Annotated in this window: 20 protein-coding genes; 14 read left to right on the top strand and 6 right to left on the bottom strand. The window is 33.6% G+C overall.

Annotated elements, in window-relative coordinates; all coding sequences use genetic code 11:
* Position 1 precedes the first annotated feature (1 nt).
* Both Q0787_RS17725 and Q0787_RS17720 read left to right on the top strand, forming a co-directional pair.
* Positions 2 to 2,104, top strand: a complete 2,103-nt coding sequence (locus Q0787_RS17725) for a hypothetical protein (protein ID WP_298904390.1) — start codon at positions 2 to 4, stop codon at positions 2,102 to 2,104.
* Positions 2,105 to 2,109: 5 nt separating this feature from the next.
* Positions 2,110 to 4,413 (top strand): DUF2357 domain-containing protein, encoded by a 2,304-nt coding sequence (locus tag Q0787_RS17720; RefSeq protein WP_298904388.1) that lies wholly within the window; start codon positions 2,110 to 2,112, stop codon positions 4,411 to 4,413.
* On the opposite strand, the gene Q0787_RS17715 is transcribed toward Q0787_RS17720, so the two are convergent.
* Together Q0787_RS17715 and Q0787_RS17710 are read right to left on the bottom strand one after the other, a co-directional pair.
* Entirely contained in the window at positions 4,414 to 6,375 is a 1,962-nt protein-coding gene (locus Q0787_RS17715; RefSeq protein ID WP_298904386.1) for a YgiQ family radical SAM protein, read from the bottom strand.
* A 529-nt stretch (positions 6,376 to 6,904) separates the two neighbouring features.
* Complete coding sequence (locus Q0787_RS17710; protein WP_298904385.1) at positions 6,905 to 8,536, bottom strand: ABC-F family ATP-binding cassette domain-containing protein; 1,632 nt, start codon at positions 8,534 to 8,536, stop codon at positions 6,905 to 6,907.
* Between the two features lie 263 nt (positions 8,537 to 8,799).
* Between Q0787_RS17710 and Q0787_RS17705 the strand changes: the two genes are divergently transcribed.
* Together Q0787_RS17705 and Q0787_RS17700 are read left to right on the top strand one after the other, a co-directional pair.
* Positions 8,800 to 9,669, top strand: coding sequence for a 3-keto-5-aminohexanoate cleavage protein (locus tag Q0787_RS17705; protein WP_298904383.1), 870 nt, complete (start codon positions 8,800 to 8,802; stop codon positions 9,667 to 9,669).
* Complete coding sequence (locus Q0787_RS17700; RefSeq protein ID WP_298904381.1) at positions 9,650 to 10,321, top strand: GNAT family N-acetyltransferase; 672 nt, start codon at positions 9,650 to 9,652, stop codon at positions 10,319 to 10,321. The genes Q0787_RS17705 and Q0787_RS17700 overlap by 20 nt, the downstream gene beginning before the upstream one ends.
* A gap of 36 nt (positions 10,322 to 10,357) precedes the next feature.
* On the opposite strand, the gene Q0787_RS17695 is transcribed toward Q0787_RS17700, so the two are convergent.
* Genes Q0787_RS17695 through Q0787_RS17685 form a run of 3 tightly spaced genes read right to left on the bottom strand, consistent with a single transcriptional unit; the run spans position 10,358 to position 12,300 of the window.
* A complete protein-coding gene (locus Q0787_RS17695; protein WP_298904379.1) occupies positions 10,358 to 11,239 on the bottom strand; it encodes a hypothetical protein in 882 nt (293 codons plus the stop codon).
* Between the two features lies 1 nt (position 11,240).
* A complete protein-coding gene (locus Q0787_RS17690; protein ID WP_298904378.1) occupies positions 11,241 to 11,813 on the bottom strand; it encodes a hypothetical protein in 573 nt (190 codons plus the stop codon).
* 10 nt (positions 11,814 to 11,823) lie between these two features.
* Positions 11,824 to 12,300 carry a hypothetical protein gene (locus tag Q0787_RS17685; RefSeq protein WP_298904376.1) on the bottom strand — a complete coding sequence of 159 codons (477 nt, stop codon included), beginning with the start codon at positions 12,298 to 12,300 and terminating at the stop codon, positions 11,824 to 11,826.
* Positions 12,301 to 12,475: 175 nt separating this feature from the next.
* On the opposite strand from Q0787_RS17685, the gene Q0787_RS17680 reads away from it, so the two are divergent.
* From Q0787_RS17680 to Q0787_RS17670, 3 genes are all read left to right on the top strand, one after another.
* A complete protein-coding gene (locus Q0787_RS17680) occupies positions 12,476 to 14,398 on the top strand; it encodes a sensor histidine kinase (RefSeq protein WP_298904375.1) in 1,923 nt (640 codons plus the stop codon).
* Positions 14,395 to 15,024 (top strand): response regulator transcription factor, encoded by a 630-nt coding sequence (locus Q0787_RS17675; protein WP_298904373.1) that lies wholly within the window; start codon positions 14,395 to 14,397, stop codon positions 15,022 to 15,024. The genes Q0787_RS17680 and Q0787_RS17675 overlap by 4 nt, the downstream gene beginning before the upstream one ends.
* Positions 15,025 to 15,110: 86 nt before the next feature.
* The gene (locus Q0787_RS17670) at positions 15,111 to 15,809 is read left to right on the top strand and encodes a hypothetical protein (RefSeq protein WP_298904371.1); all 699 of its coding nucleotides are present in this window, start codon (positions 15,111 to 15,113) and stop codon (positions 15,807 to 15,809) included.
* Positions 15,810 to 15,814: 5 nt separating this feature from the next.
* On the opposite strand, the gene Q0787_RS17665 is transcribed toward Q0787_RS17670, so the two are convergent.
* A complete protein-coding gene (locus Q0787_RS17665) occupies positions 15,815 to 18,475 on the bottom strand; it encodes a DUF5916 domain-containing protein (RefSeq protein WP_298904369.1) in 2,661 nt (886 codons plus the stop codon).
* Between the two features lie 237 nt (positions 18,476 to 18,712).
* Here Q0787_RS17665 and rplM point away from each other — a divergent pair, with 237 nt between their 5' ends.
* The 7 genes from rplM to Q0787_RS17630 all read left to right on the top strand — a co-directional run bounded on the left by rplM (position 18,713) and on the right by Q0787_RS17630 (position 24,464).
* The gene (gene rplM / locus Q0787_RS17660; RefSeq protein WP_230934935.1) at positions 18,713 to 19,168 is read left to right on the top strand and encodes a 50S ribosomal protein L13; all 456 of its coding nucleotides are present in this window, start codon (positions 18,713 to 18,715) and stop codon (positions 19,166 to 19,168) included.
* Entirely contained in the window at positions 19,168 to 19,554 is a 387-nt protein-coding gene (rpsI, locus tag Q0787_RS17655) for a 30S ribosomal protein S9 (protein ID WP_298904368.1), read from the top strand. Before rplM ends, rpsI begins: the two co-directional genes overlap by 1 nt.
* Before the next feature lie 231 nt (positions 19,555 to 19,785).
* Positions 19,786 to 20,610, top strand: a complete 825-nt coding sequence (rpsB, locus tag Q0787_RS17650) for a 30S ribosomal protein S2 (RefSeq protein ID WP_298904366.1) — start codon at positions 19,786 to 19,788, stop codon at positions 20,608 to 20,610.
* 88 nt (positions 20,611 to 20,698) lie between these two features.
* The gene (tsf, locus tag Q0787_RS17645) at positions 20,699 to 21,673 is read left to right on the top strand and encodes a translation elongation factor Ts (RefSeq protein ID WP_298904365.1); all 975 of its coding nucleotides are present in this window, start codon (positions 20,699 to 20,701) and stop codon (positions 21,671 to 21,673) included.
* A gap of 136 nt (positions 21,674 to 21,809) precedes the next feature.
* On the top strand, positions 21,810 to 22,517 hold the full coding sequence (gene pyrH, locus Q0787_RS17640) for a UMP kinase (RefSeq protein WP_298904362.1): 708 nt from the start codon (positions 21,810 to 21,812) through the stop codon (positions 22,515 to 22,517).
* A 49-nt stretch (positions 22,518 to 22,566) separates the two neighbouring features.
* Complete coding sequence (gene frr, locus Q0787_RS17635) at positions 22,567 to 23,124, top strand: ribosome recycling factor (RefSeq protein WP_298904360.1); 558 nt, start codon at positions 22,567 to 22,569, stop codon at positions 23,122 to 23,124.
* A 92-nt stretch (positions 23,125 to 23,216) separates the two neighbouring features.
* Positions 23,217 to 24,464 (top strand): DUF5686 family protein, encoded by a 1,248-nt coding sequence (locus Q0787_RS17630; protein WP_298904358.1) that lies wholly within the window; start codon positions 23,217 to 23,219, stop codon positions 24,462 to 24,464.
* Position 24,465 lies beyond the last annotated feature (1 nt).

The following is a 24,465-nucleotide window of genomic DNA, read 5'->3' as shown; positions in this document are numbered from 1 at the left end:
AATGAATAAAACCAGTTTCTTCTATGCTAAAATAAGTTGTCCAAAAAATGTTAATGAGTTAAACTTTTACAATTTATTAAAAAAACTATCCGATGGAATTTTACAAAAACACACTTTGTATAACATTCCCAATAATCTTGATTTAGCAAAGACAGGAGATATAATAGCTCTTCACATAGGAGGAGATTATTCTAACAAAAGCAAGTATTTTAAGCAAAATAATTTGCCAAAATATAATAACTATAAAAATGGTATACACGCTATAGGACTTATTGAAAATACGATAAAAGAGAGAAAAGAAGTAAATATAAAGGTAATAGGTTTAAACTCCCCCATTACTAAAGCTGATCTTTATTACTTTCCACAATTTATAAATAATTTAGGCGGTTTAACCAAAGGAACTCCTAATCAAGCAGGATTGTATGAGCTTAAAACCTCTATTGGTTTAAGTTTATTAGATTATATAAATTTAAACAACCTATTACCTTCTGAAATAAAAGAATTAGCTAATTTAAATAGTCAAAATCAACTCTATGAAAATGCATCTGAAAATTTTTATTCTAAATTCTCAGATAAAGAATCTACGAAAAAGTTTATAGAACAACTCCCAAAAAAATTTAGTAATGCTAGCTTTAAAACTCCAAAATTTAATATCAAACAGTCATTTATTAATTGGATAAATCAAGAACCAAATTACAAAAAATCATATGATGGATTAGTAACTGAAGTAGTCTTAAATTTCTGGAATAAAGCATATTTTCATAATAGTCTATTTACAATTGACTATGGGAATCTTGAAAAATCATTGAATAAAATTGGGGATTTGGTATTAAATTCAAATAACCAAGAATGGATAAGATATAGCCAAGCTACAAGTAGAGGTGCTCCAGAAGCAGTTTTAGGAAAGAATAATTACTTAAGATTTCTGAACGAATTTATTGAGAAGATTAAATCAACTGATAGTTTATTTTTCGATAATTTAGAAGCGCTAAAATTTGATGCTAATAGTTTTCAAGAAGCATGTAAAATTACAGGTCTCAATTATAATACTAAACAAATCACCAGATACATTGCCTCTTTAGCAACAAAACCGTTTGTGTTATTAAGTGGTCTCTCTGGTTCTGGTAAAACAAAATTGGCAGAAGCCTTTGCAAAGTGGATTTGCGAAAATGAAAACCAATATGCGTTAATACCTGTAGGTGCAGATTGGACAAATAGAGAACCGCTTTTAGGATATCCAAATGCCCTAAAAAATGATGAATATGTAAAGCCAGATAACGATGCTTTAGATTTATTATTAAGAGCAAAAATTGACGAAACCAGACCCTATTTTTTAATTCTAGACGAAATGAATTTAAGTCATGTAGAGCGCTATTTTGCAGACTTTTTAAGTGCCATGGAATCTAAAAATGTAATTCCGTTACACAAAATCCATGATAAAGTCAACGATATTCCTAAAACCATAAAATTACCACCTAACTTATTTATAGTTGGTACTGTTAACATTGATGAGACTACATATATGTTTAGCCCTAAAGTGTTAGATAGGGCAAACACTATAGAGTTTAGAGTAAAAGAAGGAAATATAGCAGATTTCTTAAAGGAGCCAAAAAGTGTTGACTTAAAAAATTTAGAAGGGAAAGGTACTAATATGGCTTCTGATTTTGTAACTATCGCAACTAAAAATGAAGACTACCAATTGACAGAGGGCCAACAAATAGAGATACATAAGTTTTTCAAAGAGCTTCAAAAATCTGGTGCAGAGTTTGGTTACAGAACTGCTTTTGAAATCTCAAAATTAATTTTCAAACTAGAAACGTTTGGGTTAACTGCTGAAAATGACAAAATAGACATTACAATTATGCAAAAAATGTTACCAAAACTTCATGGTTCAAGAACAAAACTTACTCGTATTCTTAAACCATTAGCTAAGTTTTGTTTGGTTGAAGTAGATGATAAATTTGATGATAATTACTTTAATAATTATGATAAAATAAATTTTGAAACCGATGACAACATCAAATACAAATTATCTTTTGAAAAGATAATGCGTATGTATAATAATGCTGTAGAAAATGGATTTGCCAGTTATGCAGAAGCTTAAAATTGATGGCAGAGGTAAAACACATATCTATTCCTTTAAACCATATTTCTAAAGATTTAGAATTAAACATATTTCCTGAGGGTTATAGTAAACTTTACAAAATTGAAGAACTCGAAGCCAATACATTTGGAGAAGCGCCTTTTCAAATTTTAGAAAGCCAAAGTTATGAGTACGCTTTCAATAAAAAAGGCTATAGATTAAGCTGCGATAATAAGAGTATAATAACGCAATCTAATAGAGAAAAACATTCCGGAAGAATTAACCCAAGTTATTATGTTGGAACTCTAAAACTAAACCTGCATCATAAAGAAAAACATCTAACCAGAGAATATATTTATTTAGAGGTTTTAGCAACTAAATTTAACTCAGATAATCTAGATAAAAGTTACAGGGAAAATTATAGGTTTATGCTAGAAAGCATAACAGAAAAATGCACTGAATTATTATTACAGGTTAATTCACCAATACAACAACATTTTGAGACTGATTTTAATAAAGAGAGTGAAAGTTTATACCAACAATTTTGTTTTATAAATTCCATCATTGGAAATAAAGAATTTGAAGAAGCCATTCAAAAAATAATAAGTAATCCAAAAACTGATTGGACAGATAATGACGAGTTAGCCGATATAAGAAGTGTAAAAAAATTTACAAAAAACACCATCAAACAGTTAGTGAATAGAGGAAATCGAATTCCTGTGCCTAACTCTCATCCATTGTACAAAAACCCTCTTCAAAATATACCTTCACATATCGTCAATAATAAAAAAGTTGAAATCATAGATAATGCGGAAAACCAGTTTATTAAATATGCGTTACAAACTTATCTTCATTTCAGTGAAAACTGTTTAAGCAGATTTAAAAATGAAACAAGAGCAAACAAAGAAGCAAAACATTTATCTAACACCTTAGAACAACAATTAAATAATTCCTTCTTTAAACAAATTTCTAGACCTACAAGTTTAAATTTTAATAGTCCTGTGCTTCAAAGAAAAAGTGGCTATAGAGAATTATTAAAATCCTGGTTAAAATTTGACTTAGCGGCTAAACTCACTTGGACAGGCGGAAACGATGTTTATGATGCTGGCAAAAGAGATATTTCCAAATTATATGAATATTGGTTGTTTTTTTTGCTGTACGACTTATTCAGAACCAAATTTAACCTCAGTAATATAGAGCACAATGGAGAACTTTATCAGAACTTAATTGAAAAAACTGATAACGGTCTTAATTTTATCATTAAATCGGGAACACATACAGCATTAAGTGGTATCTGTGATTTTGAAAACAGAAAGTTGAATGTTAAATTTTCTTATAATCAAACATTTAAAGGAAACAAAAAACATGCTTCAAAAGAACAAGGTAGTTATACTAAAAATATGTATCCAGATTACACTTTGTCCTTTTGGCCAAAAGATATTACAGAAAAAAATGCTGAAGCAGAAGAGTTAATTGTTCATATTCATTTTGATGCAAAATACAAGGTAAATTATTCAGGAAAATTAGAAGAATCAAGAATTGATGAAGAAGAATCTGAAAGAAAAGGTGAATACAAAAACGTAGATCTATTCAAAATGCACGCTTATAAAGATGCAATAAGAAGAACTGGAGGAGCATATATTTTATATCCCGGCAATAACAATAAATATATAAAAAAAGGGTTTCATGAAATAATTCCTGGTTTAGGAGCTTTTGCTATAAGACCAAGTTCAACTAATAATGGCTCAAAAGAGTTGAGTGATTTTATTGACAAAATCATTAATCATTTATTAAATAGATCATCTCAAAGAGAAAACATTGCTTCAAAAACTTATGAAATAACAAAAGATGGAAAGTCAATGCCATTAAATGAGCCTCTTCCTGAATTTGTTAATGGTAAAAAGCTAATTCCAGATGAAGCTTATGTTTTGGTTGGATATTGTAAATCTGAAAATCATTTGAAATGGATTAATGATAAATCTCTCTATAACTTTAGAATGGATAGCAATAGAGGTGCATTGAAATTGAATAAGAAAACTTTAAATGCAAAATATTTATTACTTCATATGGAAAATGATAATTCTTCTTCAAGACTTTATACAATACAAAAACCTGAATACAGAGTAACAAATAATGCTACTTTAAAACGATTGAATTATCCAAATCCTAGACAAGAAAACTACCTAGTAATTTCTGTAAAAAAATGTTCTGATAAAGAATTTGAAAATCTTTCTTGGAATTTTAAAGACCTAAATAATTATAAATCTGGAAGGGCATCGTCAATACCATTTACAACTAATTTACCAGATTTGATGAAAGTAAAAAAATAACTATTTCCTTCTTCTTTTTTTCTTCCCTTTATACTTCACCTTATTTTTCCGTTGGTTAAAAGGCACAGCATCATTAAAGGTATTTTTAGTTTCACCTGTAGGCTTGTTTTTACGCCATTTTTCGTCCTTTTTAGGCAGTAGTACATTGAGTAAATCTTGGCGACCCAGTTTATTTAAGGTCTTTCTAATCCACGCTTTGTTTTCGTCCTTGTACCAAAAGAAAAAACGGTGTTGCTCATCTTTTTCCTTACGTGATTTTGGCGTATTTACCTTTTTTAAAGTATAAGGATGATACCCGCTATAATAGATAACAGTTGCAACTGTCATAGGCGTAGGCGTAAAGCCTTGCACTTGCTCCAACTGAAAGCCCATATCTTTGGTTTCGGCAGCAAGATTGGCCATATCTTCCACTTCACAAGCAGGATGATTAGAAATAAAATAAGGGATGAGTTGCAGCTTCAGACCTTTCTTGATATTAATCCTATCAAAGCGCTCTTTAAACTTATGGAAATACTTAAACGAAGGCTTCCTCATGAGTTTCAATACAGGATCACTGGTATGCTCAGGTGCGACCTTTAATCGCCCAGACACATGCTTGGTCATGACCTCTTCGGTATAATCATCAAGTTCTTTTGGATCTGCATTTTTGTTGAATTCTGGCACTAACATATCATGGCGAATTCCAGAACCTATAAACGACTTCTTAACTTTAGGATGCTTGTCAACGGCTTGATATAAATCGGTTAGCGGTTTATGAGACGTATCTAAATTACTACAAATCACAGGAGAAATACAACTAGGCGCCACGCACTTGTCGCAGATAGACTGTATTTTACCTTTCATTTTATACATGTTGGCACTTGGGCCACCAATATCAGACAAATAACCTTTAAAATCAGGCATATTGGCAACAATATCAACCTCTCGCAAAACAGATTCCTGACTTCGGGAGGCTATAAATTTTCCTTGATGTGCCGAAATGGTGCAAAAACTACAACCACCAAAACAACCACGATGTATATTAATCGAAAACTTGATCATTTCAAACGCAGGAATTGGTCCGCGCTTCTTATATTTTGGATGTGGTAAACGTGTATAAGGCAACTCAAAAGACGCATCGATTTCGTCTTCGGTCATCGTTGGATACGGCGGATTAATCATTAAGGTCTTATCGCCCACATTTTGAAAAATGCGTCGCGCAGCCAATTTATTTGATTCCTGTTCTATAACCTTAAAATTAGCCGCGTATTTTTTCTTATCACTTAAACAAACTTCATGCGATGCAATTTCAACATCTTCCCAATTACTATTCTTGGGGATTTTAGCATTTTTATTTAAAAGTACGGCTGTTTGCTTAATAGTTGTAATACTAGAAAACGGCACACCCTTTTGTAGCAAACGCACAACCTCTCGCAAGGGTTGCTCTCCCATTCCATAAACCAACATATCGGCTTTAGAACTTTCTAAAATGGTTGGCATTAAGGTATCACTCCAATAATCATAATGTGTGACACGACGTAAAGACGCTTCAATGCCGCCAAGCAACACTGGAACATCAGGCCATTTTTCTTTTAGAATTTTAGAATATACTGTTGTGGCATAATCTGGACGAAATCCAATATCACCATTTGGTGTATAGGCATCTTTATCACGACGTTTCTTATTCGCATTATAGTTACTAATCATAGGATCCATACACCCTCCTGTGACCCCAAAAAATAATTTGGGCGCACCAAGTTTTGTAAAATCCTGAAGATTATCCGTCACACTAGGTTGTGGAACAATAGCAACACGCAAGCCAAGGCTTTCTAGCAAACGTCCAATAACGGCAGGACCAAATGTTGGGTGATCCACATAAGCATCACCACTAAATAAGATAACATCTAGTGCATCCCATCCGCGGATTTTAACCTCTTTATTTGTGGTAGGTAACCAACTTGAAAGTCTCAACTCGTCTTGCATAACATTGCAAAAATAGGTAAAAATAGATGCCTTTGTTTGATAAGACAATTATTTTGGGCGTTACCCAAGGGTCGCGCTTTCGGCAGTCGCTTTTTTTGTTGCTCAATGCAACAACAAAAAAGAGCTTCAACAGATGCCTCTATCCCTAACGCAAGCAAAGCAGTAAGCAAAAATCATCATTGAGAAAAACTTAGTGAAGATTCAAGTCCCAATTTCCGACAAAGTCGGAATCTTGAAATGCAGAAATAATGAGGGAAGGAATGAAGATGCAAAGCAAAGCTTTAAGCACGAAATTCCGAAAGCGAATGTTCCGTAGGAATTTCCTCAGATTGACTTGATTTTTTGGTTCTTTTTGTTTCAAGACAAAATGAATGTATTAACACCTCAGATTAGCTTGAATTTTTGGTTTTGTATTTAGTTTAAAATGTCTACCAGACATTCTAAAATAAATAGTGCATCAAGGCAAAATGAACATGAATATAAGTTTGAACTTAATTATGTAAAAACTCCAGAAATAAAATATCAGAACCTACAAATCTAGACCTTTCAAACTCTCAACACGATTCCTTGATAAGAAATCATCGATGGTTTCAAAATGCTCAATAACACGTTGATTTTTAAATTCAAATACCTTTTTAGAAAGGCCTTGTAAAAAATCCCGATCGTGAGAAACTAGTATTAACGTACCATCAAAATTTTGAAGTGCTTCCTTAAGTACGTCTTTAGATTTTAAATCGAGGTGATTTGTAGGCTCATCAAGAATAAGTAAGTTCACTGGTTCTAACAAAAGTTTTACCATTGCCAATCTGGTTTTTTCGCCACCAGACAGTACACTTACTTTTTTATCAATATCATCGCCTTTAAACATAAAACGACCAAGAATATTTTTGATTTGCGTTCTTACATCGCCCTTCGCAACCTCATCAACGGTTTGAAAAATAGATAAATTTTCATCTAATAAAGCTGCTTGGTTTTGGGCAAAATAACCAACCTTAACATTGTGTCCCAAAGCGCATGTTCCATTCACATCAATTTCTCCCAAAATGGCTTTAATCATCGTCGATTTGCCTTCTCCATTTCGTCCTACAAAACATACTTTCTCACCTCTTGCAATAGACATGTTTGCGTCTTTAAACACCACATGTTCACCATAAGATTTAGACACCTCTTTAACCGTTACGGGATAATCTCCAGAACGTTGCGTTGGCGGAAAACGTAATTTTAAAGCTGATGTGTCAATATCATCAATCTCGATAATTTCTAATTTTTCAAGCATACGTTCACGCGACGAGACCTGATTCGTTTTCGAATATGTGCCTTTAAATCGCTCAATAAATTGCATGTTATCAGCAATAAATTTCTGTTGTTCTTGGTAGGCTTTAATTTGATGCGCTCTACGATCTTCACGTAATTGCAAGTAATGGGTATACTTCGCTTTATAATCATAAATACGTCCCATAGTCACTTCAATAGTTCTATTAGTGATATTATCAATAAAGGCTCTATCGTGTGAAATCACGACGACGGCATTGGCTTTATTCACCAAAAAATCTTCCAACCAAATCACCGATTCAATATCAATATGATTGGTTGGCTCATCTAATAAAATCAAATCTGGTTTTTGAAGTAATATTTTTGCAAGTTCAATTCGCATTCGCCAGCCTCCAGAGAATTCGTTGGTTTGCCGTATAAAATCTGCTTGTTTAAAGCCTAAACCTTTAAGTGCTTTTTCAACTTCGGCATCATAATTTACATCTTCTAAAGCATAATACTTTTCACCCAAATCAGACACACGCTCAATAATTTTCATGTATTCATCAGACTCATAATCGGTTCTTGTCTCTAAGGCTTTATTTAAGGCTTCCATTTCATCACGCATCTCAAACACATGACTAAATGCTTTTGAAGCTTCATCAAAAACAGTTGTATTATCTTCCGTTAATAAATGCTGAGGCAAATAGGCAATAATAGCCTCTTTTGGTGTTCTTACATTTCCGCGAGTTGCTTTTTGAACACCAGCAATAATTTTCATCATGGTAGATTTTCCTGCTCCATTTTTTCCCATTAACGCAATTTTATCATTCTCGTTAATGGTAAAAGACACATCGCTAAAAAGTGTATGTCCACTAAATTCTACTGCCAAATTATCTACTGAAATCATAATGTAAATTTTAAAGCTGCAAAACTACTAAAAGCCCAACGTTGTAAAACAATTAAGTCATAAAATTCTATTTACAACAGATGAATTATCGCAGGTTTAGGCAAAATTATCTATTGAATAAAAATGGAAAAATTGCTGTTTTTTTTAGAAAAAGCAGCATGAAATCAGGATTTCAACCGATAATTTCAACTGAAAATCTATGATTTAGGTCTTTTTTAAAGAATTAACATATATTCGAAGCCACTAAACAAAAACCTACTACAATGGATGATAAGTTAATTATCAATTTCACGCCAACTGGCATGATTCCTACTAAGGACATGACGCCTCACGTTCCTGTAACTGCTTCCGAAATTATTGAAGATGTTCACAAAGCTAATGAGATTGGGATTACCATGGTACACCTGCACGCCAGAGATGCCATTACTGGAAAGCCAACTTATGAAAAGGAAATCTACGCCGAAATCATTTCTGGAATTCGTAAATATGCGCCTAATCTTGTATTATGTGTATCCTTAAGCGGACGAGATTTTAAAGAACTTGAACAACGATCTGACGCTTTATTTCTTGATGGAGACCTAAAACCAGATATGGGAAGTTTAACCTTGAGTTCATTAAACTTTAATGCAACAGCAAGTATAAACTCACCTCAAATGGTTCAGGATTTAGCGCGAGTAATGAAAGAACGCGGTATAGTTCCTGAATTGGAAGTTTTTGATGCAGGTATGATTAATTATGCTAAATATCTAGAACGTAAAAATTTATTACAGGCACCTTATTATTTCAACTTACTATTTGGAAATATAGCTTGTGCTCAAGCCGATATACTACATACTGGTGTTATGATTAATGACCTTCCAAGTAATTCGCATTGGAGCTTGGCAGGAATAGGAAATAGCCAGCTTAAAATGAATTCACTTGCTATTGCCGTAGGTGGCGGTGTTAGAGTTGGTATTGAAGATAACATATGGTATGATACAGCCAGAACAAGGCTTGCTACAAACTCTGAATTATTGGAGCGCATACATGTTATTGCAAAAGCCAATGAACGCGAGATTATGTCTCCTGAAGAGTTTAGAGTTAAAATGAATTTAGAACCTGGAAACGGAAGCTATGGACGTCATTACAAATAATACAGCAGTCATGGACTCGACGAAAAAGAAATCTCCTTATAGTTTTAAAGTTATAGCCGACTTGGTTAAGAACGGGCTATTTCTTCAAGGTGTAAGGCATGCTTTTGCTAAAATTGGTATAGATATTATGCCTTATTATTGGGTCCAAGAGGAAGTTATTCATACAGAAGAACCTAAACTGAGAACCGATGAAAAATTCACTTTCAAGCGTTTAGAGAAACAAGATCTTACTGTTGTTATTGCAGAGGCTGATTCTATCTCTGAAAACAAGATCCATCAAAGTTTTGCAGATGGACAAGAATGTGTAGGACTTGTTCACAACGATCAGATTGCAGCTTATATGTTCATTGAATTAAATGATTTTGAAATAAAAAAGCGCGTATTCAAATTAAAATCTAATGAGGCCTACCTTTTAAATATGTTTACGTTAACATCTTTTAGAGGAAGAAACTTAGCGCCTTATTTACGATATGCATGTTATAGACATCTAGAAGAACGCAACATTACTACAAAATATAGTGTAAGCAATTACTTTAATAAATCTGCTATTCGGTTTAAGGAAAAATTGAACTCTAAACCTCGTAAGCTTTATATTAATATTGATTTGTTCAAACTACTTCAATGGCATTTTGCAATTAAGAAATATAGCTAATAGTATTAAAAACAAACTTACTTTCCTATTTATTATTTAATTACAATTAGATAAAATTTCAGCTGGTAACCTTTGTCGGTAACTGCTAATTTCAGCATAAAACAATTTCGAACTTGATGCTACAGACAGTCTAGACTTTAAACTTTCCAAATAACTTGTATCTATACATCCAACGCCTTTAGCCAAAGCAATTGAATTATCTATAATACCTACTAAAAATGAAGGTTTGTCATTTTTAAGTGAACCATATTCCAACATACCAATGGTGACCCCAAAATCATAAAGTCCAAAGCAATTTACAGTTCTATTTTCATTAGTTTGTGTAAAGTTCTTTTTGTAATTATATCTAATCTCATAATCAAATACATCTTTATTACTCGCATCTGTAGTTGAAGCAATTCTAATTGTAAAGTAACCTTCATCGGGCACACTGGATCTTTTTATTTCGATGCTAAGTGGGTTGCTCTGGTTATTGTTATTGCGATTTATGGCATGAGCCCTACTGGCATACGCAGATAGGCTGCCATAAGCCGGACGTGTATTACCTAATAAAGTAGATCCATTATTTGAACCAGATATCGTTATGTAGGCCGTATTATTATAACAACTCCCAGACATGCGCTGTCCAGATATAGTTCCTAATACTTCTTCACCAAGAACCAACTTACTCACATTTTTATTGAACTTCCATGTAAAACGGTAGTTTTCAATACAGCCATCGTCTAGCTTTAAATAAGTTTCTATGACACCTCCTTGGGCATCAACCTTTATCAATTTTGGGGCTCTCTTATCTGAATCATAGTAACTATAATGAGCAATGCCATGATCAATACTAACAAGTCCTAAAAAATCAGACTGCGCATTATTGTAATATATTACAAAACAGAAAAAGAAGGAAAATAAATTTAGTGTCTTCATCTTATAAATCATTAATATTTAATCTTAATGTAACTGTAGCATTAATAATTACTTGTAATGTAAAAGCAACCGGATTGTGCGTTGCGTTTCCATTATAATTAAAAAAAACAGTTTTGGTTTCGGTTATTTTGTCACTTATTATTTCAAAATTTCCTGGCAAATTATATACAGTCTCAAACAAATCAGATTCGGCGGCATTTACGGTTTGCAAATTAAATGACTCTGCTTCAGAATTCACGATAAACAACAATAAGCCCCCAACATCAGCATCTACATTGCCACTAAAATTCTTAAACTCGTAAGTGATAGAATTAACGACAACTCGTTCTATACGATCAGCCTCTCCAACTTCTTCAGCAATTTGTGGATTACTTAAAAGGTCATAGACCCCTAATTCACTAAAGGTTATTTGCTGATTAGGGTTATTTAAACCCTCTACATCCACAGTAATAGGTATCACAAAACTTGCGTTAATATCTATTTCTGGATCGTCAAGCAAATCTCTAATCTCATCTTCACATGATACCATGCAAAAAAACGAACATATCATTATAACACATTTAATAGCTTTCATAGTAATTTCTTTATATTGGACATTGCACAAAGCCTTCTATAGCCTCTTCTTCTCCAGTGACAGTATTGACGACTGTACCATTAAATCTTATGCTCGAACTTACCCCAGTATCAACAAGGTCTACAGTTCCTGAGAAACCTAAATAATTATCTATTGCGACGCCATTTGATGCTACTTGTAAAAGGAAATAAGCGTGACTCGGTTGATCTAAATTGTCTCTCATATTAAACGTTGCCGTTCTGCATTCACCATTATGAGTTACTGCAATTGTATACGACAGACCATCTCTTTGATAAAATGCTGTATATGTGCAGCTAACATCAAGACCATCATCAGATTGTACATTACAACCGCCATTCCCATCATTGGTAGTTCCAAGAAAATTGATAAAATTATTACCTGTATCGTCAGCGCTGTCATCATCGCTACACCCACCTACTTGAAGGAGTATAAATAATGGCAACAACATTAAAAGTTTAATTTTCATGAGTGTTTAGTTTAAGGTTCAAAACAAAGTTATAGGCAGACATCTGTATTTCATATACCTAATGTTAGGTATATAAATTTGAATCATGAGTACCTACTTTTGAAACAATAGCCAAGAGCAGGTCTCAATCATACATAAAATATTTAGTAACTTTAAAACAGCTATTAATTGATTCATGAAAAACCTAGTCGTCATAATTTATGTTATGTCTTTCTTTCTAAGTGCTCAAAACACAGAAATTGACAGTCTTAAAACGATTACCCAATCTTCACATAATGCTTATGAAGTTGCCAAAGCCAATTTAATACTCGCAAAACTTCATGAACGTATAGATCTTAATAAAGGAAAAGTATTTGCTCAAAAGGCTTTTCAATACAAACTAAACGATTCTCTATTAGCAGAAACTAACAATCAACTAGGACGTTTTCAGTTTTTTACAGCACAGTTAGATTCTGCTGTATACTATTTTGAAACCACTAAAAGACTGCTTCAAAAATTAAATGATGACAAGCGCGTAGCTGTTGTAAATATTAGTCTTGGCGCCATTAAACTGCGTCAAGGTGATTATAATAAAACCGTATCTATATTAACAGAGAGTGCCAGTTTTTTTGAAAAAACCAATGATTCTTTAAATGCAGCAAAATGCTATAGTAACATTGCAAGTGCTTTTGCCGAGTTAGAGCTTTTTCCAAAAGCTATTGAGTACAGTGAAAAGGCACTTCAGATTTTTGAAAATTTAAAACAGACACAATTTAGGCTCATTACATTGCCTAATTTAGCCACACAGTATTATAAGAATGGTGACACTTTAAAAGCTATTGATTACAACGCTAAAGCCGAGCAATTAGCAACCAAACTTGGTGATAAGCGATCATTATCAATTATATATAATAACCTTGGTGATCTTTATCTAAACAAAGACTCAGAAAAAGCGAAGCAATATCTTGAAAAAACTTTAGCACTTAAAAATGAACTCAACCTTAAATCTGGTATTGAAATAGCACAAAGTAACTTGGGCTATATCCATTTAAAAAATAAGGACTATCCAACAGCCATAAGTTATTTTAATAAAGCAGCTCGACAAATTAAAGGCAAACAACTGGTTTTTGTATATAACAACTTGCGAGAGGCATATAAAGGTTTGGGGCAAATGAACAAGGCACTAGAATATTCGGAAAAATCGAACCTGCTAAATGATAGCATCCTGAATTCTGAAAGTCAGAAAAACTTTATGGAAGTTCAAACCAAATATGAAACGGAAAAGAAAGAAAAAGAGATTTTGCAACTCCAAACTGATAATCTTGAAGCCAATTACAAAAGAAAACAAAATAGAAATTTTCTAATAGCTGCTTTATCGGCATTAGTATTCATGCTATTACTCATTTACTTTTTACAGAAAAATTCTAAACGTAAACGTATTATTATGGGGCAAAACTTAACGATTCAGGAACAAGATTTCAACCAACTTTTAAAATCTCAAGAACTAGAAGGTATTGACGCCATATTAGATGCTCAAGAATTAGAACGATCAAAAATGGCTGCCGATTTACACGACAATTTAGGGAGTAAAGTTGCAACGCTTAAATTATATCTTGAGAGCTATGATGACAAGGAGGATTTTTCAGGGTTTTACAATAGACTTAAAAAATTAATGAACGATACTTATAATGAAATTCGAAATATTTCAAAAAATAAGAATTTCGGTGCACAAATAAATAAAGGATTGATTCCTTCGACAAAAGTTATCGCAAAACAAATTTCAAAGTCAAAAAAAATTGACATAAAAGTTATAAATATTGATGTAAACAAACGCATTGAAAACACTTTAGAAATTCAAATCTTTAGAATTATTCAAGAGCTATTAACTAACATCATCAAACATTCGAAAGCTAATGAGGCTATCATCCAATTCTCTGAACAAGACAATATGCTAACCATTATGGTTGAAGATAACGGTAAAGGGTTTAATCTCAACGCTTCTAAATCTGGAATCGGACTCATAAATATTGAACAACGCATTGAAAAAATTGAAGGTGAATTTGTAATAGACACCTCTGAAGGAAACGGTACAACAGTTATTTTAAACATTCCGTTATGACTATTAAAATTATCATAGCAGATGATCATCAACTTTTTATAGATGGTATAAAGTCTATTCTATCAAAATCTTTTGACATAGACATTATTGCAGAGGCTAACAATGGACTTGAGGTTTTAAAACTTTTAAAGCATGGTATTCTACCAGATATCATTCTTACTGATATTAGAATGCCAATTATGGATGGTATTAGTTTAACCAAAACGGTCTCTAAAGATTATTCAAAACTTAAAGTTCTGGCTCTAAGCATGTTTGATCAAACTATTGATGTAATTGAAATGTTAGAAGCTGGAGCTAAAGGCTACGTAACAAAAAATATAGATAAATCTGAGCTCCATTTAGCCATTCATACTGTTATGAAAGGCCATTATTTCTTTAGTAAGAATCTACCAAAAGACATTCAAGATTGGTTTCATAAGGAAAATTTAATTCCAAATGACCAACTATTAACTAAGCGTGAGACCGAGATTCTAGAGCTCATTGTAAAAGGAAGAACATCGTTGCAAATGGCAAAACATTTAAAACTGAGCAAATACACTATAGACACTCATCGAAAAAACATACATAAAAAACTAGGCATAAAGAGCAATACTGGTTTGGTAAATTACGCTTTAAAAAATTTATAAAAGCGCATACCTACAATTAGGTATTTCATCTCAGACTTATAGATTATAATTTGGTTGACAATAATCAACCATAAAATCCTATAGTCATGACTAAACAATCTTTACTCTTTCTATTATGTTTTTCCTTCGGAATATCGTCTAATTACGCAAGTTCACATAAAAATGGCACTGCTCTTTTTGGTAAAAAGAAAATCGATTTCGGTTGTTCTGAAACAGATGCAGAAATACATGTGAACGGCAAACTTTTAGGCAAAGGTAGTATGGAACTTGTAGTACCCTCAAAAGATTGTATTACGGTTATTGTAAAAAAAATAGGTTTTCTGACTGAAAAAATTGAATTCTGCAATCGTAAAAACATGCCACGTCCACCTAAATCATATTATCTAGAGTTAAGAGTGGATGACGCTTATAACGCCTCTATTCAAACAGATATTGCTAATGTTGATATCGAACTAGTATGTAATTCAACTTCAAAAGATAAAGCGTGGAAATTAATCAATCAAATTATATTATCTCATTTTGATGTCATCGAAATGACCGATAAAGAAACAGGATATGTGCGCACGGCTTGGTCTTTACAAACATTCCTGCAAAACTCTATCAGAACACGTGTTATCGTAAAACAAACTGGAGACAACCCAACAGTATTTAAAGTAAAACTCGTAAGTGAGCAATCTGGATTACCATTAACAAGTGTAAAGAGTGACCAACTATTTAGAGAATGGGATCGTGTGCTTCGCGTATATGCAAACATAATCTCAGAACTACAAGCCCGAATTCGGTAACCTTTCTACAACACAAAACGGTAAGTCGCTTTTATTAAGAACGTATTTTCTGGTTTCTGATTGAAAATTTGATTGTCAATTATACTACCAAATGAATTATTAACGTCGCCTAGTCCGTTAATACCTTGAGACCATACTAAGAAAACCTCTGAACCTGGTATGTATTCCCAGCGCACAACAAGGTTAGATCTAAATTGTACGAACGCAAAGTTAGGGTCACCAAAACTATAATCTGCAGTTCCATTAGCATCTTCATCCACAACATACGAACCGTCTTCTTGAGAAATTTGATTAGAATCATACCAAGTAACACGATCGTTAATGTTTTCGGCTGTTGGATTATTCACAAAATTAAAGTTAGAATACTTCGCTTTAAATATAAACGGCTGTCCATAATACTGAATGGTCAAATTAGGATTGATATTATAGTTAACTCTCAAGGTAGCACTCAAACTTTCGTTATCAATTTCACCTAAGATATATCGAGGTGTTCCGTTAAAATCAGATTGAGTGACATATTGGGTTCTATTCGGATTTTCCTCATACTGAAAATTTAAAGACATACTCAATGAATTTAAAGGCTGGTATCTAAATCTTAATTCATAGCGATCCAATGAAAAGTTGTTTTGTTTTGCTCTAGAGTTCACATAACCAACAGTCGTACTTAGCTTCTTGCGTTGATCGGTTCCAATAAACATATACCAGAAATTCTCTTCATTCCATCGCCATCTTGGACCTCCTCTCAATACTGTATTACTGTATATTCTCGGTTTATGAGCAGCACCAAAATCGGCAAACCAGTTATTTATGAAGTTAATATTTCCGCTCATTTCATACTGAACCCTGTTATAATTCCCTTCAAAATCATATTGAGTAAATTGTTCTAAACCAATATTGGCTCTCCTAAACCAACTTGTAGGCTTATTAAATAAGCGTCTCACATTAGCATATTGAGAGATGATATCTGCTTGTCTTAAAAACCCAATATCATTGAGTTCTAATTCTGGAGACTTCCAATTTCCGCCAATAGTATAACGCCATTTATCGCTACCTCGTTGTCCAAACTCCAGTCGTCCACCTGAACCTGTTAATGAGGTTTTGTTAAGATCAACATCCACATGACTGGCATCAGATCGTTGAAACAAATGTGTTAATGACGTTTGCGTATTAGTGATGGCTTCTTTACTTCCATTAACATTACTCAATGTAAGATTCCCTTGAATATAGTACCTGCGGTTTTTCCAGTTATGTCTAAAATCGACACCTCCTGTATAAGCGCTTTTTCTCAGGAAATCTAAATTCCCTTCCAACTTTCTGTTTGTAGATGTTACAATGGCACCTATATAAGAGTTACGATTATTAAAATCTTTCTGCGCTCTTGCCACTAAATAATTAGTAAATGGTTCGACGAGTTCCTCACGTCGTTCACCAACTTCGGGCAAGCTATTGATAACATCCTCACGATCATCTAGTTCAATCTCGGCATACTCTTTAGCTGTAATACTTTCTAAAAGGCCAATAGCCCAACCATTTTTCGTCTTACCGCTAAATTTTGCTGCACCAAGAATTGTTGTAAAATTTGGTATGTCCTCATATTCACCCAAACTACCATCGGCCGTTGTAAAGCCTTGAGGTGTTCGGCCAATACGTCTTGAGAAGAATACATTATCTCTTCCGCCTCCCACTCTAAAATCAAAAACATTTTTATTCTCTACAAAAAATGGTCGTCGTTCCTGAAAGAAAATCTCAAAACCATCTAATGCAATGGCTCCAGGATCTGCATCTACTTGTCCGAAATCTGGATTAATTGTCAAATCAACCGTAAGGTCGTTTGTAATACCAATTTTGGCATCCAATCCGCCCGTAAGTTTGGTATCACTTCCGTCTCTAAAAGGATTTCCTGCTTCGGCTTGATAGGTATCTAATTGCACAACAGTATAGGGTTGAATTTCCAATTGTTTTTGAGGTTTTAAACCCACAAGTCCACGTAGTTCACCAAACTCACTTACCCATCCTGGAGGGTTTGCAGGTAGAGGTTGCCATGTTGATCGCTCTTCATTATTAAAATAACGTCGCGTTGATTGTAAGCCCCAAACCTGATCTTCAAGATCTCCAAAACGCAACTGACTTAAAGGAATTCGTATTTCGGCAGTCCAACCATCATCATCAATTTTTGTATCAGCATACCATATAGGATTCCAACTGCCATCAAAATTTCCATTATCAGATATAAATTCATCACCTTTTACCCCAGATGCTGAAATGGTAAACGAAAAACCCGTTCGATCATCATTATAACTTCCAAGATTGATTTCAACCCAATCTCCTGGGAAATCATCACGGCGTCCCATACGTTTTTCTATGGTACTAGGATCGGCTTGATAGCATTTAAATGCGACATAGAGGTTTTTATCATCATAAATGATTTTCATTTTTGTTTGCTCTGTTGGTGGTGTTCCAACATCGGGCTGAAATTCTGTATAGTCTGAAGTCCATTCTACAATATTCCAAGCGTCTTCATCTAAAACACCATCAATAGTAGGTGCGTCTAAATCTTTAATAGCCGAGGTTGTATAGACTCTTTTGGTATTGGATGGTTCGTTTTGAGCAAAAATGGTTAGTGAACTGCAAATGAAACATGCAGTGATTAGTGTAGAGATTTTCATTGATTTGATTGATTAGTCTTTATTCTAAAGACTTCAATTTAAAGCCTTTGTTGCATTAAATCATCAGGTTTCAGAAAATTTTAACGAATAAGGTATCTATCAAGCCAATACAAAAATAAAACTATTTTTAATCCCTCTCAAAATATTGGCTAAATAGGATTTGGTAATCAAATATTTAATCGTAAATTTGCAAACTCTTTTTTAAGAGAGGAATGTTTAATAACAAAATTAATAAGTGTGGACACATTAAGCTACAAAACGATTTCAGCAAACAAAGCTACTGTTAATAAAGAGTGGGTTTTAGTTGACGCTGAGAATCAAACGCTAGGTCGTTTAGCTTCTAAAGTAGCAATACTTTTAAGAGGTAAACACAAGCCTAACTTCACACCACATGTTGATTGTGGAGATAACGTAATTGTTATCAACGCTGAAAAAATCAACTTATCAGGAAACAAGTGGAATGACAAAACGTACATTCGTCACACAGGGTATCCAGGTGGTCAAAGAAGTTTAACTGCGAATGAATTGTTTGGAAAAGATCCTGCAAGAATCGTGGAAAAATCAGTAAAAGGAATGCTCCCTAAAAACAAATTAGGTGCAGATTTATTCCGTAATTTAAATGTTGTTGTTGGTTCTGAGCACAAACATGAAGCTCAAAAGCCAAAAGCAATCGACTTAAACAAAGTTAACTAATGGAAGTAATTCACAAAATCGGTCGTAGAAAGACGGCTGTTGCTCGTGTGTACCTTGCTAAAGGAAAAGGCAAGATCACGGTAAACAAAAAAGACATGGCGGTTTATTTTCCTACTGCAACATTGCAGTATAAAGTAAACCAACCTTTAGCTATGACTAACAACGATGGCAACTTTGATATTACAGTAAACGTTTATGGTGGTGGCATTACAGGTCAAGCCGAAGCGATCCGTTTAGCATTATCTCGTGCAATGTGCGAACTTGATGCAGAAAACAGACTAATATTAAAGCCAGAAGGATTATTAACTAGAGATCCTCGTATGGTTGAACGTAAGAAGTTCGGTCAGAAGAAAGCAAGGAAAAAGTTCCAATTCTCGAAACGTTAATCCTATCCTTTTTTATTATTCTGAATTTTCTTCGGAATATAAAAATCTCAAAGCTGTTCTGATGGTTAATCGTCAGAACAGCTTTAAATTAAAACCGCTGAATTTTTATTCAGTAACAATTAAAAAAATCCTGAAACGAGTTCAGGTACAGTTTAGCATCTAAATGGTTAAGGCGAGCGAAAAGCAACCACTCAACCATTGCTAATTTAACAGAACGTAAACTATTACAAAATGGAAAAAGTAGAAGTAAAAGACTTACTTGAAGCAGGTGTACACTTTGGTCACTTGACAAGAAAATGGGATCCAAACATGGCTCCTTACATTTATATGGAACGTAACGGTATCCATATCATCAACCTTTACAAAACAGCAGCAAAAATTGAAGAAACTTCTGAAGCCCTTCACAAGATTGCAGCTTCTGGAAAGAAAATCTTATTTGTTGCTACAAAAAAGCAAGCTAAAGACATCGTTGCTGAAAAAGCAGGCGCTGTAAACATGCCTTACATTACAGAAAGATGGCCAGGTGGAATGTTAACTAACTTCGTTACAATTAGAAAAGCCGTTAAAAAAATGGCTATGATTGATCGTATGAAGAAAGATGGAACATTCAACTCATTATCTAAAAAAGAGCGTTTACAAGTAGATCGTCAAAGAGCAAAATTAGAAAAGAACTTAGGTTCTATCTCTGACATGACACGTTTACCAGGTGCTTTATTTGTTGTAGATATCAAGCGTGAGCACATTGCTATCAAAGAAGCACAGAAATTAAACATTCCAATCTTCGCAATGGTAGATACAAACTCTGATCCTCGTGAAGTAGATTACTTGATTCCTGCTAATGATGATGCGTCAAAGTCAATCAACAAAATTTTATCAGTAGTAACGTCGGCAGTTGCAGATGGTTTAGCTGAAAGAAAATCTGACAAAGCAGAAAGAGATGCTGCTAAAAACGACAAAGCACCAGCAGCAAAAAAAGAAGTAAAAGTTGAGAAAAAGGCTGAGAAAAAAGCCGAACCAAAAGTAGCTGCACCAGTTGCCGCTAACGAAGAAGAATAAATAAAACAATTACACAATATAATTAAGTCGTTTAATTGTTTTCATTAGGAAATATAAATTAAACGACTTTTTTAAATTTTTATAAACAATGGAAAATACTGTAAAAATTACAGCTGCAGAAGTAAATAAATTAAGACAAGCTACCGGAGCTGGTATGATGGATTGTAAAAAAGCCTTAGTTGAAGCTGGAGGCGATTTTGACAAAGCCATTGAAGTACTTCGTAAAAAAGGACAAAAAGTTGCAGAAAAAAGAGCTGATAGAGATTCATCTGAAGGTGCTGCAATCGCAAAAATTAATGCAGACAACACATCAGGTGTTGCTATCGTATTAGGATGTGAAACTGATTTCGTTGGAAAAAACGAAAATTTCGTAGCATTAGCTAACGAATTGGCAGATGTTGCATTAAACTACAATACTAAAGAAGAATTTTTAGCTGCTGACTTTGGAGGAATGACTGTTGCAGAAAAGTTAACAGAACAAACTGGAGTTATTGGAGAGAAATTAGACATTACAGCATTTGAAAAATTAGATGCACCTTACGTTGGACAGTATGTTCATATCAACAAGATTGCTGCCTTAGTAGGATTATCTGCAAAGGTTGACAATGTAGAGGTATTAGTTAAAGATGTTGCTATGCAAGTTGCTTCAATGGGAGCTACAACATTATCTTATAAAGATTTTGATCCTGCATATGTTGCTTCTGAAACTGAAGCTAGAATTGCTGTTATCGAAAAAGATAATATTGAATTAGGACGTTTAGGTAAGACTTTAAAGAATGTACCACAGTACATCTCTATGGCTCAGTTAACTCCTGAAGTTTTAGCACAAGCTGAAGAAGCTGCAAAAGCAGAATTGAAAGCAGAAGGTAAACCAGAACAAATCTGGGATAGAATCTTACCAGGTAAAATGGAGCGTTTTATTTCTGATAACACGACTTTAGATCAAGAACAATGTTTATTAGATCAAAAGTTTATTAAAGACGAAAAGAAAACTGTTGCTCAGTATGTTGAATCTTATGGTGACGTTTCTGTTACTGGATTTAAACGTGCTACAGTAGGATAATTTATTCCTAGAAAAACAAGAACCTCATAAAAAAACCACTACACTTTAACACAGAGTAGTGGTTTTTTTTATTTATAAGTTTCTACTTTACTAAAAAAAGATAATGATTATATTTGCTAAACTTTCAATGTAAATAATGAAGTACAAAAGAATCCTACTTAAATTATCTGGTGAAGCTCTTATGGGCTCTCGTCAATATGGTATTGACCCCGAACGCTTAGCAGAATATGCCAAAGATATCAAAGAAATAACAGACTTAGATGTTGAAGTTGCCATTGTTATTGGTGGTGGAAATATTTTTAGAGGTGTTGCTGGCGCAATGAATGGCATGGATCGCGTTCAAGGTGATCATATGGGAATGCTTGCTACCGTTATTAATGGTTTGGCTTTACAAAATGCATTGGAGGATGCTGGCGTAAAAACACGCCTACAAACGGCTATTAAAATCAACGAGGTTGCTGAGCCTTTTATTAGAAGAAAAGCAATGAGTCACCTCAATAAAGGTCGTGTTGTGATTTTTGGTGGAGGAACAGGAAATCCATATTTTACGACAGATTCGGCAGCTGTTTTACGCGCAATTGAAATTGAAGCTGATGTTATTTTAAAAGGAACTCGCGTAGATGGTATTTATAATGACGATCCAGAAAAAAATGCAGATGCAATAAAGTTTGATCACATTACCTTTGATGATGTATTGAGAAAAGGACTTAAAGTTATGGACACAACAGCTTTTACATTAAGTCAGGAAAACAAATTACCGATCATCGTTTTTGATATGAATAAAAAAGGGAATTTACTTAAAGTAGTTTCTGGAGAAAATATTGGTACTAAAGTTAATTTATAATTTTGGCTCATTTTTTGTTAAGCCTTTTACAGATTAAAGTTTTTAAATTATGAACGAAGACATAAAATTTATATTAGATACGGCTCAAGAAGCTATGGATAATGCTATTAAGCATCTGGAAAAGCAATTTGGTAATATTCGAGCTGGAAAAGCAAGTCCTGCCATGTTGGGAAGTGTTACAGTAGATTATTATGGTGCACAAACACCTTTAAGTCAGGTGGCTAATGTTAATACACCCGATGGTAGAACAATTACTGTTCAACCTTGGGAGAAAAGTATGCTTCAAGAAATTGAACGTGGCATTATGATCGCCAACTTAGGATTTAACCCAATGAGTAATGGTGAAAGTATCATTATCAATGTTCCTCCTTTAACAGAGGAGCGTAGACGTGAATTATCAAAACAAGCAAAAGCAGAAGCTGAAGATGCAAAAGTAGGTATTAGAAATGCGCGTAAAGATGCCAATAATGAGATTAAGGGACTTGATGATGTTTCTGAAGATCAGAAAAAAAATGCCGAAATTGATATACAACAAATGACAGACAAATTCGTTAAACAAGCAGACAATACGTTTGAAGTCAAGGAAAATGAAATCATGACAGTATAAAACTCAAAAAGCGACTAACCTAACGTCGCTTTTTTTATTAATTTAAATTTATTCATCATTACATGCATAAGACTTATTGCTTAATTTTATTTATGCTCTTTACTTGTGCATTATATTCACAACATCCAATTCCAGAAAACGATTCGACCAAGGTTCAAAATGATTCTTTAAATAAAAGAGAATTCTTAAAGCAACTAGGTAACGGATTTTTTCCAACTAAATTCCTCAACATAGATCTAAAATATCTTATAAAATTTAATCAATATGAAGGATTTAGAACTGGTTTAGGTGGTGAAACAAATAGTGGCTTTTCTAAAAAATATCGCATAAACAGCTATGTTGTTTATGGTTTTAGAGATCATCGTTTCAAGTATAAAATTGGTGGCGGATTTAGAGTAAATGAAGCGACAAATACATGGATTAACTTAACATATATCGATGACCTTCAAGAAACGGGCAGTTCTACGTTTTTAACCGATAAACGTTTTTTCTCCTTTTTTGAACCAAGATTACTTAATATTGACCTCTTCCATAAGCACATAACAAAATCTATTTCTGTTGAACATCAGTTCTCAAATCATTTGTTATCTGAAACCCAATTTGCAATTAGTAAAATAAACCCAACCTACAACTATTTCTATACAATTGACGATACATCTTATGAGACCTTTGATTTAAGTACAGCGAAAGTATCCTTACAATGGAGCCCATTTAGTGATTTTGAAAAAGACAATGGTCAAGTAAAAGAAGTTAAAAGTGGCTATCCGAAATTTTCACTTCAATTCACTCAAGGTTTTAGGAATGTTCTTAAAGGAGATTTTAATTTTTTTAAAACCGATTTTAGAACAGTACATCGCTTTATTTTTAACGACAAGGTATTTACCGAAGCTATTTTAACATCTGGACTTGCTTTAGGCAACACACCTTTAACACATCTATATCATGCCTACCCAAATAATATTACCAAAGAAACCGTTCTACAACGCTTTTCGGTAGCAGGAATCAACAGTTTTGAAACGATGTATTTTAATGAGTTCTTTTCTGATCGTTTTACCACACTGCAACTAAAACACTTTGTCCGGCCTTTTAAAATTACTGAACGCTATAGACCACAACTCGTCCTTATTTCTAGATTTGCTATTGGTGACATGAAAAACATTAATCGTCATGAAAGTATCGAATTTAATACGTTATCTAAAGGATACTCTGAAGCAGGAATAGAACTTAACAAACTACTCTTTGGTTTTGGTTTAAGTTTCGCGTATCGTTATGGCGGATATCACCTGCCATCATGGGCCGATAATTTTGCAGCCAAGTTCACCTTTAATGTGAGTCTATAGA

This window comes from uncultured Psychroserpens sp., assembly GCF_947492715.1.
Lineage (GTDB): Bacteria > Bacteroidota > Bacteroidia > Flavobacteriales > Flavobacteriaceae > Psychroserpens.
The sequence above is the reverse complement of the archived record's forward strand: the minus strand, read 5'-3'. Positions and strand labels throughout refer to the sequence as shown.